Genomic DNA, 285 nt, shown 5'->3' with positions numbered 1-285 from the left:
CCTTCTGGGACGGTGGAAAGGGCCTGTTTCCAAGGCTCAACGCAGATTCAGGGGCCTCAAGGCACCCACACGAATCCGCGATGAGCCAGAAATCTTTTGACTCCAAGAATTTCGCTGCCTCACTTCCATTAATGACTCTAACGTCTTCGCCCATCTCAACCATCGCGGCGATGACATCTGTTGACCAAATCCCCTCCTGATTAGCCCCATCCCTCAGCCAAGAAAGTTGCTTGCCATGCGCAAAACTCGCTCTGGGCAAGGCTTGCAGCGCATCAGCGCCGTCGC

At 55.1% G+C, this 285-nt stretch carries 1 protein-coding gene; it reads right to left on the bottom strand.

Going from position 1 to position 285, the window contains the following annotated elements; translation table 11 throughout:
• Window positions 1-285 (bottom strand): hypothetical protein (locus XcuCFBP2542_RS19910; RefSeq protein ID WP_146090401.1); only part of this gene is annotated, 285 nt, incomplete at both ends.

It is taken from the genome of Xanthomonas cucurbitae, from assembly GCF_002939885.1.
In the GTDB taxonomy this organism is placed as follows: domain Bacteria; phylum Pseudomonadota; class Gammaproteobacteria; order Xanthomonadales; family Xanthomonadaceae; genus Xanthomonas; species Xanthomonas cucurbitae.
The sequence above is the reverse complement of the archived record's forward strand: the minus strand, read 5'-3'. Positions and strand labels throughout refer to the sequence as shown.